This window comes from Acinetobacter sp. YH16044 (genome assembly GCF_013417145.1).
Classification (GTDB): Bacteria; Pseudomonadota; Gammaproteobacteria; order Pseudomonadales; family Moraxellaceae; genus Acinetobacter; species Acinetobacter amyesii.
On sequence record NZ_VPEK01000001.1, the window covers coordinates 58,856 to 70,749 of the forward strand.

The 11,894-nt window shown below is 41.6% G+C and carries 7 protein-coding genes; 5 read left to right on the forward strand and 2 right to left on the reverse strand.

Translation table 11 applies throughout. The features are described 5' to 3' along the window. The first annotated feature begins 450 nt into the window (after window positions 1-450). The 5 genes from FTV38_RS00245 (at window position 451) to sucD (ending at window position 8,249) form a co-directional block, all read left to right on the forward strand. Window positions 451-3,273, forward strand: a complete 2,823-nt coding sequence (locus FTV38_RS00245) for a 2-oxoglutarate dehydrogenase E1 component (RefSeq protein ID WP_111884450.1) — start codon at window positions 451-453, stop codon at window positions 3,271-3,273. A 16-nt stretch (window positions 3,274-3,289) separates the two neighbouring features. Further along, entirely contained in the window at window positions 3,290-4,507 is a 1,218-nt protein-coding gene (gene odhB, locus FTV38_RS00250) for a 2-oxoglutarate dehydrogenase complex dihydrolipoyllysine-residue succinyltransferase (protein WP_078192990.1), read from the forward strand. A gap of 60 nt (window positions 4,508-4,567) precedes the next feature. Continuing rightward, on the forward strand, window positions 4,568-5,998 hold the full coding sequence (gene lpdA, locus FTV38_RS00255) for a dihydrolipoyl dehydrogenase (RefSeq protein WP_078189903.1): 1,431 nt from the start codon (window positions 4,568-4,570) through the stop codon (window positions 5,996-5,998). 180 nt (window positions 5,999-6,178) lie between these two features. Next, window positions 6,179-7,345, forward strand: coding sequence for an ADP-forming succinate--CoA ligase subunit beta (gene sucC / locus FTV38_RS00260; RefSeq protein ID WP_078192988.1), 1,167 nt, complete (start codon window positions 6,179-6,181; stop codon window positions 7,343-7,345). Window positions 7,346-7,358: 13 nt separating this feature from the next. Next, complete coding sequence (gene sucD, locus FTV38_RS00265) at window positions 7,359-8,249, forward strand: succinate--CoA ligase subunit alpha (RefSeq protein WP_168379215.1); 891 nt, start codon at window positions 7,359-7,361, stop codon at window positions 8,247-8,249. A 1,016-nt stretch (window positions 8,250-9,265) separates the two neighbouring features. Here the strand turns inward: sucD and FTV38_RS00270 are convergent. Next, a complete protein-coding gene (locus FTV38_RS00270; RefSeq protein WP_168379214.1) occupies window positions 9,266-10,978 on the reverse strand; it encodes a flotillin family protein in 1,713 nt (570 codons plus the stop codon). A 176-nt stretch (window positions 10,979-11,154) separates the two neighbouring features. After that, window positions 11,155-11,793: a YqiJ family protein gene (locus FTV38_RS00275; protein ID WP_180007473.1), complete on the reverse strand. Its 639-nt coding sequence runs from the start codon at window positions 11,791-11,793 to the stop codon at window positions 11,155-11,157. Window positions 11,794-11,894: the final 101 nt, after the last annotated feature.

Consider the following 11,894-nt stretch of genomic DNA (forward strand, 5'->3'; position numbering starts at 1 on the left):
GATGAAAATACAAACAGTGTATTTCGCTAATTTATGAGAGGTATGTGTCAAAAAAATCAATTGAAAATGCTCGAACGTGTTAGCATTTAAAGCATCACTATATGTAAAAAATGACTTTGAATTAGGTACATTTTTTCTACAATTTAAGCGCTGTAGACGGTATATAAATGTTAATAAAGTCGCTTTAGAAAAGATAATGGTGCAAATTTTATTTTTTCTAAGACGATTTGCAAAAATTGCCCGATTTATGTCGGGTATTTCTCAATGAGTAATGATGCCGCTGAGGGCGTTATTGTTCATTAATCACATTGGGTAATCCTAATGTAGTGATAACGCCTCAAGGCTTAAGCCTAATGGGGACTAATGTCATATTACCAATTTGACATTACTAATCATGGGTTCGCTTAAAAAGCATCCTGAAATGTTTTGCAATAGGAAATGGGTCCACACATGCAAGAAGTTGCTGACGCACTGCGTCTTGACACTGAACTTAGCGCTGACAGTGCAGCGTATATTGAAGAACTTTATGAGCAGTATCTAACGGCTCCAGACTCAGTAGAGGCTGATTGGCGTGAATACTTCGATAAATTCCCGAAAGGTGATCAACCACACAGCAATGTACGTGAGCAATTCCTATTATTAGGCCGTAATTCAAGCCGTGTTCAGCCAGTAGTGCAAAGTGCAGTAAGTTCTGAACATGAACGCCGTCAAATCGGTGTATTACAGTTGATCGCTGCATACCGTAACCGTGGTCATCAAAACGCAAAATTAGATCCACTTGGTCTTGCAAAACGTGAAATCGTGCCTGATTTAGATCTTGCTGCGCACGGTCTAACTCAGTCTGACTTAGATACTGTATTTAATACAGGTAACCTTGCAATCGGTAAGTCTGAAGCAACACTTGGTGAAATGGTTCAAGCAATGGAAGCAACTTACACTGCTTCGATTGGTGTTGAATACATGCACATTGTTGATACCAAAGAAAAACGTTGGATTCAACAACGCCTTGAAGGTACTCGTGGTCAATTTGGCTACACTGCAGACCAGAAAAAACATATCCTTGAACGTCTAACTGCAGCTGAAGGCCTAGAAAAATACCTTGGTAACAAATTCGTTGGTGCGAAACGTTTCGGTGTTGAAGGTGGTGAATCTTTCATTCCTATGGTGAATGAACTTATTCAACGTGCGGGTTCGGTAGGTTGTAAAGAAGTGGTTATCGGTATGCCTCACCGTGGCCGTTTAAACCTTCTTGTAAACATCATGGGTAAAAACCCAGCTGATCTATTTGGTGAGTTCGAAGGCAAATCTCTGCATAAAAAAGGCTCTGGTGACGTTAAATACCACCAAGGTTTCTCTTCAAACGTCATGACTCCGGGTGGCGAAGTTCACTTGGCATTAGCGTTTAACCCATCACACTTAGAAATCGTTGGACCTGTAGTAGAAGGTTCTGTACGCGCACGTCAAGTACGTCGTAAAGATATCGGTGGTGATGATGTATTACCAATCATCGTTCACGGTGATGCTGCATTTGCAGGTCAAGGTGTAAACCAAGAAACTTTCCAAATGTCACAAACTCGCGGTTATACCGTGGGTGGTACAGTTCATATCGTCGTGAACAACCAAGTTGGTTTCACTACGTCTGACCCACGTGATGCGCGTTCTACAGAATACTGTACTGACATCGCGAAAATGATCCAAGCACCGATCTTCCATGTGAACGGTGATGATCCTGAATCTGTATTATTTGTTTCTCAATTGGCACACGATTTCCGTCATACATTCCGTAAAGACGTTGTAATCGATATGTTCTGCTACCGTCGTCGTGGTCATAACGAAGCCGACGAGCCAGCTGCAACTCAGCCAATGATGTATCAAATCATCAATAAAAAAGCGACTACACGTACGCTTTATGCTGACAAGCTTGTACAAGAAGGTGTTCTTGATCGCGCTTCTGCTGATGCAATGGTTGAACAGTATCGTTCTGACCTTGAAGCAGGTAAACACGTTGCAAATGCGTTGGTACTTGAGCCAAATACAAAAATGTTTGTGGACTGGAAACCTTACCTAGGCCACGAATACACAGACAAATGGGATACCACTTTCCCAATCGAACGTCTAAAAGAGCTTGGTGCGAAAATGCGCGAGCTTCCAGAAGGCTTCGTGATGCAACGTCAGGTTGCTAAGGTGATTGATGACCGTCTGAAAATGCAGACTGGTGAAATGCCATTGAACTGGGGTGCTGCTGAAACATTAGCTTACGCGTCTCTTCTAGATGAAGGTTTCCTTGTTCGTTTAACAGGTGAAGACGTTGGTCGTGGTACATTCTCACACCGTCATGCAAAACTTCATAACCAAGTCGATGGTTCAACTTACATTCCATTATGTAACTTGAAAGAAAACCAACCACGTACAGCTATTTATGACTCATTATTGTCTGAAATGGCGGTTCTTGCATTCGAATACGGTTATGCAACGACTCTTCCGAAGAGCCTTGTCATTTGGGAAGCGCAATTTGGTGACTTCGCAAACTGTGCACAGGTTGTAATCGATCAGTTCATCGCGTCTGGCGAAACTAAGTGGGAACGTGTATGCGGTCTGACTATGCTTCTTCCACACGGCTTTGAAGGTCAAGGTCCTGAGCATTCATCAGCTCGTTTAGAGCGTTTCTTACAGCTATGTGCTGAAGAAAACATGCAAGTGATCACACCGACTACACCAGCGCAGATTTACCATGCGATGCGTCGTCAAGCACTTCGTCCAATCCGTAAACCAATGATCGTGACTTCACCGAAGTCGCTTCTTCGTCACAAACTTGCAACCTCTACATTAGAAGAACTTGCAAATGGTTCATTCCAAACTGTGATTGATGAAATCGACAATATCAACAAGTCAGACGTAACTCGTCTAGTGCTTTGCGGTGGTAAAGTTTACTACGACTTACTTGAAAAACGTCGTGAAAAAGAATTGAACAACACAGCAATCGTTCGTATTGAACAATTGTATCCGTATCCAGAAGCACGTCTTGCTGAAGTTCTGGCACAATATCCAAATGTTAAAGAATTGGTTTGGGCTCAAGAAGAACCGAAGAACCAAGGTGCATGGTTATTCATCGCTCCGCGTCTTTATGACGACGTGATGAAAGCGGGCAAACAAGTTCGTATTAGTTATGCAGGTCGTGAAGCTTCTGCTGCACCGGCTTGTGGTTCACCATATTTGCACGCAAAACAACAAGCTCAGCTCGTAAATGATGCTTTAGCTATCGTAGCTGAATAACAGGAGATTCTTAATAATGGCAACCGAAATTAAAGCACCGGTATTCCCAGAGTCAGTTGCTGACGGTACAGTTGCAACTTGGCACAAACAACCAGGTGAAGCAGTATCACGTGACGAAGTGATTTGTGATATTGAAACAGATAAAGTTGTTTTAGAAGTTGTAGCTCCTGCTGACGGTACGATTTCTGCAATCGTTAAAAACGAAGGCGATACAGTTTTATCGAACGAAGTGATTGCGACTTTTGAAGAAGGTGCTGCTTCTGGCGCTGCTCAAACTCAAGCTGTTCAATCAGAAGAGAAAGTAGAACAAGCTGCTGCGCAAACTCAAGCGGGCGCTGCTCCTGTTGTTGAACGTGCTCAACCTGTTGCTGATCAAGCTCCTGCAGTGCGTAAAGCATTGACTGAGTCTGGCATTGCTGCTGCTGACGTTGCTGGCACTGGCCGTGGCGGTCGCATCACTAAAGAAGATGTTGCAAACCATCAAGCTAAACCAGCTGCTCCTGCTGCTGCGCCATTAAGCGTTGCTGTTGGTGAACGTATCGAAAAACGTGTTCCTATGACTCGTCTTCGTAAGCGTGTTGCTGAACGTTTACTTGCTGCAACTCAAGAAACTGCAATGTTGACTACGTTCAACGAAGTAAACATGAAACCAATCATGGAAATGCGTGCGCAATACAAAGATGCTTTTGAAAAGCGTCATGGTGCACGTCTTGGCTTCATGTCATTCTTCGTTAAAGCGGCAACTGAAGCACTTAAACGCTACCCAGCTGTAAACGCTTCGATTGATGGCAATGACATCGTTTACCACGGTTTCTACGACATCGGTGTTGCTGTATCAAGCGACCGTGGTCTAGTGGTTCCAGTTCTTCGTGATACTGACCGCATGAACTATGCTGAAGTTGAAAACGGTATCCGTGCATACGCTGGTAAAGCGCGTGATGGTAAATTGGGTATCGAAGATATGACTGGTGGTACTTTCACTATTACTAATGGTGGTACTTTTGGTTCATTGCTTTCTACACCTATCTTAAATACGCCACAAACTGCGATTTTGGGTATGCATAAAATCCAAGAACGTCCTATGGCTGTAAATGGTCAAGTTGAAATCTTGCCAATGATGTACTTAGCGCTTTCTTATGACCACCGTCTAATCGATGGTAAAGAAGCAGTCGGCTTCCTTGTAACAATCAAAGAATTGTTAGAAGAACCAGCTAAGCTAATCCTTGATCTTTAATACTTCAGAATAATGCAATGGGCTTAGAGCGATCCTCTAAGCCCATTTTTGGAGATACACATGTCTCAATTTGATTTAGTTGTTATTGGTGGCGGTCCTGGTGGTTATGAGGCTGCTATCCGCGCTGCTCAATTAGGCTTTAAAGTAGCTTGTATTGAAAAACGTATTCATAAAGGTAAACCATCTTTAGGTGGTACTTGCTTAAACGTGGGTTGTATCCCATCTAAAGCATTACTTGATTCATCGCACCGTTATGAAGATACCGTTCATCACTTAGATGACCACGGTATTACAACAGGTGAAGTGAAATTTGATCTTGCAAAATTACTTGATCGTAAAGACAAAATTGTTAACCAATTGACGATGGGTATCGATGGCCTACTTAAAGGCAATGGTATCGAATGGTTAAAAGGTACAGGTAAATTACTTGCAGGTAAGAAAGTTGAGTTTGTATCTCACGAAGGTGAAACTCAAATTTTAGAACCTAAATATGTAATCCTTGCATCGGGTTCTGTGCCAGTCAATATTCCAGTTGCTCCTGTAGATCAAGACATTATTGTTGACTCTACTGGCGCGCTTGAGTTCCCAGAAGTGCCTAAACGTCTTGGCGTAATTGGCGCGGGTGTCATTGGTCTAGAACTTGGTTCAGTATGGCGTCGTCTAGGTGCTGAAGTTGTTGTATTTGAAGCAATGGATGCATTCTTACCAATGGCTGATAAAGCTTTGGCAAAAGACTACCAAAAAGTATTGACTAAACAAGGTCTTGATATCCGTGTTGGCGCTAAAGTTGCTGGTACAGAAGTAAATGGCCGTGAAGTTACTGTTAAGTATACGCAAGGTGGCGAAGACAAAACTCAAACTTTCGATAAATTGATCGTTTGTGTTGGCCGTAAAGCATATGCAGAAGGTTTATTGGCTGAAGATTCAGGCATTAAACTCACTGAACGCGGTCTAGTTGAAGTAAACGATTGGTGTGCAACTTCGGTTGAAGGCGTATACGCAATTGGTGACTTGGTACGTGGTCCAATGCTTGCACATAAAGCAATGGAAGAAGGCGTAATGGCTGTTGAACGTATGCACGGTCACGCAGCTCAAGTGAACTACGATACTATTATCTCTGTCATCTACACACACCCAGAAGCGGCGTGGGTTGGTTTAACAGAAGAGCAAGCGAAAGAAAAAGGCCATGAAGTGAAGACTGGTCAATTTGGCTTTGCTGCGAATGGTCGTGCAATGGCTGCTGGTGAAAACGCAGGCTTTGTTAAGTTTGTTGCTGATGCGAAAACAGATCGTCTACTTGGTATGCACGTGATTGGACCTGCAGCGTCTGATATCGTACACCAAGGCATGATCGCGCTTGAGTTTGTGTCTTCAGTTGAAGATCTTCAGTTAATGACTTTCGGTCACCCGACATTCTCTGAAGTGGTTCATGAGGCGGCGCTTGCAGTCGATGGACGTGCAATTCACGCGATTCAGCGTAAACGTAAATAAGATGTAAAAAGAGCGGCTTAGGCCGCTCTTTTTTGTTTCAGATGGTTGTTTTAATTTGAATAATCATCTAAAAATAAAGATAAGAAATATTTTAAGATTTAAAAAGGTTAAAGCTGCTTTGACGGATGTCTGGGCTTTAATGGGTCATAACAAAGCGAAAAAAGAGTAAAAGGTTGTTCAATGAATCTACACGAATATCAAGCTAAAGCGTTATTAAAAAAATATGGTATGCCAGTCCAAGAAGGCGTATTTGTAACTACCGCAGAAGAAGCAGTCAAAGCTTTTGAGCAACTGGGTGGTAAGTTTGCGGTACTCAAAGCCCAAGTGCATGCAGGTGGTCGTGGTAAAGCAGGCGGCGTTAAAGTCGTAAAATCTGCACAAGAAGCCACTGATTATGTGAACCAAATGGTCGGCTCACGCTTAGTCACTTATCAAACAGATGCATTAGGTCAACCCGTCAGCGGTATTTTGGTATCTGAAGATGTTTATCCAGTAGAGCGTGAATTGTACCTAGGTGCTGTAGTTGACCGTTCTAGCCGTCGTGTGACCTTTATGGCATCGACTGAAGGTGGGGTTGAAATTGAGAAAGTTGCAGAAGAAACGCCTGAAAAAATTATTAAAGTTGAAGTAGATCCTCTAGTTGGATTGTTACCATTCCAAGCACGTGAAGTGGCGTTTGCTTTAAACCTAAAAGATGGTCAAGTGAATCAATTTGTCAAAATCATGTCTGCAGCTTATCAAGCATTCATTGAAAATGATTTTGCTTTATTTGAAATTAACCCGTTATCCGTACGTGAAAATGGCGAGATTTTATGTGTGGATGCAAAAATTGGTATCGACTCAAATGCTTTATATCGCTTACCAGAAATCGCAGCACTACGCGATAAAACGCAAGAAAATGAGCGTGAGCTGAAAGCCTCTGAGTTTGATCTGAACTATGTTGCCTTAGAAGGCAATATTGGCTGTATGGTGAATGGTGCTGGTCTAGCGATGGCAACCATGGACATCATCAAGCTATATGGTGGTCAACCTGCAAACTTCCTAGATGTAGGCGGTGGCGCGACCAAAGAACGCGTAATTGAAGCCTTTAAAATCATTTTGGCGGATAGTTCTGTGCAGGGTGTATTAATTAATATTTTTGGCGGAATTGTACGTTGTGACATGATTGCTGAAGCAATTATTGCAGCGGTTCAAGAAGTAAATGTGACTGTACCTGTGGTTGTTCGTCTAGAAGGGAACAATGCAGAGTTGGGTGCAAAATTACTTGATGAATCAGGTTTGAAATTGATTTCTGCAAATGGCTTGGCTGATGCTGCAGAAAAAATTGTTGCTGCGGTAAAAGGCTAAGGGAGTAGAGATCATGAGCGTATTAGTTAATAAAGACACCAAAGTATTGGTGCAAGGTTTTACCGGTAAAAACGGCACATTCCATTCTGAACAGTCAATTGCTTACGGCACAAAAGTGGTCGGTGGGGTGACTCCGGGTAAAGGCGGCACACAACATTTGAATCTGCCCGTATTTAATACCATGAAAGAAGCAGTGCGTGAAACGGGTGCAACGGCAACCTCGATTTATGTACCTGCACCATTTGTCCTAGATTCAATTATTGAATCGATTGATTCAGGTGTTGAGCTGATTGTGGTGATCACTGAAGGTGTGCCGACACTCGATATGCTAAAAGCTAAACGTTACCTAGAAACCTATGGCAATAACGCACGCTTAATTGGGCCAAACTGTCCAGGGATTATTACCCCAGGTGAATGTAAGATCGGTATTATGCCGGGGCATATTCATCAACCAGGTAAAATCGGCATTATCTCGCGTTCAGGGACATTAACCTATGAAGCTGTAGCGCAAACTACGAAGTTGGGTCTAGGTCAGTCGACTTGTATCGGTATTGGGGGAGATCCAATTCCGGGCATGAACCAAATTGATTGCTTAAAGCTGTTCCAAGATGACCCGCAAACTGAAGCGATCATCATGATTGGTGAGATTGGTGGTACAGCGGAAGAAGAAGCAGCTGAATATATTCAGTCGAATGTAACAAAGCCTGTTGTCGGTTATATCGCGGGTGTGACTGCACCTAAAGGCAAACGTATGGGGCATGCAGGGGCAATCATTTCGGGCGGTAAAGGCACAGCAGAAGAGAAATTCGCTGCCTTTGAAAAAGCTGGTATGGCTTATACCCGTAGTCCTGCTGAATTAGGTTCGACCATGTACGAAGTGCTGAAAGGCAAAGGTTTGGTTTAATCGCCATACTTAAACATCAAAAGAGAATCTTCGGATTCTCTTTTTTTTTTTACGCAAAAAAAAAGCGTATTTCAGCCGCTATGCAAAAGCCATAAGGGCATGGCTATGTGTTCTGCTTTGGGGTGCAGTGACGCTGCATAAACGGATGGAATATTGGTTGTTCAATAACTATGAAATGTAAAAAACACATAATAATCCGAATATGTGATGATTGCGGGGATGGTCATAGGTTTATGATTTTTAAAAATAATTTCGTATAGCGTGCAGTATATTGATTTTAGGGAAAATAACTAATTTAATTGAGATTTTTAATGGATCTTTATCATCAAAGAGCTGTTTTACTTGGATGAAGCCTAACATTTTTAATAGAAATTATTTTATATGTATTTTTCTCAAGCCTTATACAAAGGATGGTAGATCAGGAATATGAGAATGGGAGCTTTAAAATTGGTGAAATTTGCTATCTCAGTGATGAAATCTTTTTAAGAATATCTACAGGAGCATATACATCTATAGCCAGCTATTATTTTTTAGTTGATGGTTTGAAGTGCAAAAACCTTGTTAGGCTCTATTTTCAATTTAATAAGCAATTTCCAAGTTTTATAAAAACAATAGATAGAACAAAATGTTATCGAGCTGAATATATAGAAGTAAATATCTTATTCTGTAAGATGAGAAGGATATATCAATTAATTGATTTTAAATATTTTGTTTCATAATTTTATGCTGTTTGCTCTATAGCTTCTAAATGAGTATTTTTATGAAATACGCCATTTGTTCATTGATTTAACATCAGGCTGTGATGCGAAATATAAATGTCAGAAACCATTAAAAGCGCTCTGATAAGACAGAAAATGTTGTTCATTTCTTTGGGAGATTGTATGCCCATAAGTACAAGTATCTAAGCCATAAAAAAAGCAGTGCGGACACTGCTTTTTTAATTCATTTAGAATGTGTTGCTCAAGCAATCACTTCTGAATAAAGAGATTTGATGGAGCCCTATCTCAATCAAAAACTTAGTTTTTGCTGGTTTTTAAGCTCTGAGTTAAACCGTTAATATCGCCACCTTGGATACCGAGCTCACTCATCAAGCTATCAATCAGTGGGGCCTGGCTGCGGTAGCGTAGGGCGCTATTCACCACTTGGTCTGACAAGGCAACATTACCACTACCTTCGTGGTGAGCATCACCTTGGCAAGAACCTGCATGACCACCATTTAGGCCATTCACTTGCAAAATCTTAATGTCATCAATGTTTTCCATTGGTTTCACACTTTCGCGAATGATTTCAGGTAAGTATTTCAGCATCGCTAAACGAATTTGCATTTCAACCTGTTCAGATGACAATACGTTGTTTGCTTCGTTCACTGCACGTGTACCTTCAGCATCAACTTGGTATTGTTTTTCCATCGCCTGAGCCAAGAGAACTTTTGCGTCAGCTTCACCTTTTGCTTTTAAGCGAACTTTTTCAGCTTCGGCTTCAGCTGCAATACGGATAGCTTCTGCATCATCTGCTGCTGCTTGTTTACCTGCTTCTGCCGCGACAGTAATGGCAATCGCATCTTTCTCTGCTTTTTCTTTCGCAGAGACTAATTCGACAGCTTTTTGACGTTCAGCTTGTTGGATTTGACGAACGGTAATGACTTCTTCTTCGGCTTTTACCGCTTGAGCACGGGCTTGATCGGCATGCGCTTTAGCTTCAGATTCAGCACGAGATTTTTCAGCAATGGCAATGGCACGGTCTTGCTCAGCGAGTTCAATGGTTTTCTTTTGTTCCACTTGGGCTTGCTGAATAATTTGTGACTTTTGAATATTTTGATTTTCAACGTCACGTGCAGCAGTAATACGCTTTAAGTCAACTTCACGTTCAGCAGCAATACGCGCTTCTTCGGCTTCACGTTTTTTAGCAGCTTCTTGTGATGCAATTTCTGCAAGCTGTTCTGCACGACGGATTGAAATTTCACGTTCTTGTTGCAGTTTTGCATATTCTTCTTCACGCAAAATTTGTAGACGTGCTTGTTCTGCTTCTAAGTTCTTGGTCTTAATCGCAAGATCTGCATCTTGTTCAATCGCATTACGTTTACGACGACGGTCTTCAATGGTTTCCGTCAGTTTAGTTAAACCTTCAGCATCGAACGCATTTTGTGGGTTGAAGTATTTAAAGCCAGTTTGGTCTAAGCCAGTTAATGAAACGGTTTCAAGTTCCAAACCGTTTTTATGTAAATCTTCAGACACCACTTGCTGAACTTTTTGTACGAAGTCGACACGTTTTTCATGCAACTCTTCCATCGCCATTTCTGCGGCAACTGCACGTAATGAGTCAACGAATTTACCTTCAACCAAATTCTTTAACTCATTTGGCGACATGGTCTTTTGACCTAACGTTTGTGCTGCGGTAGCAATCGAATCTGCGGTTGGTTTCACACGGACATAGAACTCCGCCATCACGTCGACACGCATACGGTCACGTGTAATCAGCGCTTGGTCATCTGCACGGCGTACTTCAAGACGTAGGGTGTTCATATTGACTGGAATAATTTCATGCAGCACCGGAAGCACAATAGCACCGCCACCTAAAATCACTTTTTCACCGCCGAAGCCTGTACGCACAAATGAAATCTCTTTACTTGAGCGACGATAAAGTCGAGCAATAATAAAACCAATAAAAATAAGTGCGGCAAAAATTATCCCGACTGAAACAAGGATACCGCTTGGAATAATGTCTAACATGGACGTTTATCTCTTTTGTTGTAGTTCAAGTTAACCCTCTAAAGTGCTAACAAGTTTGGTTTAAAAATCAGTATTTTGTTGACTCATCATGACTTCGAGATTTGCTGAACGTATGACGCGTTAAATGTATTTATATGGTGTTAGAAGAACTGATCGAGCATCAATTCATTCAAAATTTAGAGCATGGTGGCTTGAAAGCCTACATTTGTTTTTTGGGTTAAAACCACTGATTGACCTTGGCTGAAAATTTCATCTTGTTCAGGTTCAACCAAAATATAATGGGTCAATCCGTGTTGATCTTTGACTTTGGCTTGAGCAGGAGACTGGGGTCGTGCATCACCCAAAATGATCGTGGCCGTTCTACCGATCAATTCATCACTATAAATGGCAGTGGTTTCATCTTGGGGTAAAATACGGGCAATGAGCATTGCGCTAAAACGTACGAAGGGCATGCACAGAAAAATACAGGCTGGTGCAATAATCCATGCACTGAACATCATACTGGTCATTTGGTTAACGATGGCTTGAATAGCAAAGCCCAATAAACTATAGACACATAAGAAAATGATGAGCCATACAAACAGTGGAATACGACCCAAATACAACCAATCGAGCACACGTGTCACGATACCTGCATCGGCATCTACACCTAGCTCTGCATTATGACCAACATCCTCAGGTAGGAATTGATCTAAGAAGCCTTGAGAACCACCCCCTAAAATTGTTAACACAATCTCAAAAAGTCCAAACAAGAACATTAAGCAGAGACTGATGCTAAACACGATATTAGACGGGTGAGTAAACAATTCCCACATTATATTTATCTCTATATTTATGCTTATAAAAAATCAAAAAAAATAATTCTGGCCGAATTTTTTTCAGTAAATAAAATAACATTATCTGTCGAAATTGTGTA

Coding starts and splice junctions, on each gene's coding strand:
- FTV38_RS00275 (WP_180007473.1), bottom strand. CDS start 11,793: ATGTGGGAATTGTTTACTCACCCGTCTAATATCGTGTTTAGCATCAGT.
- FTV38_RS00270 (WP_168379214.1), bottom strand. CDS start 10,978: ATGTTAGACATTATTCCAAGCGGTATCCTTGTTTCAGTCGGGATAATT.
- sucC (WP_078192988.1), top strand. CDS start 6,179: ATGAATCTACACGAATATCAAGCTAAAGCGTTATTAAAAAAATATGGT.
- FTV38_RS00245 (WP_111884450.1), top strand. CDS start 451: ATGCAAGAAGTTGCTGACGCACTGCGTCTTGACACTGAACTTAGCGCT.
- lpdA (WP_078189903.1), top strand. CDS start 4,568: ATGTCTCAATTTGATTTAGTTGTTATTGGTGGCGGTCCTGGTGGTTAT.
- sucD (WP_168379215.1), top strand. CDS start 7,359: ATGAGCGTATTAGTTAATAAAGACACCAAAGTATTGGTGCAAGGTTTT.
- odhB (WP_078192990.1), top strand. CDS start 3,290: ATGGCAACCGAAATTAAAGCACCGGTATTCCCAGAGTCAGTTGCTGAC.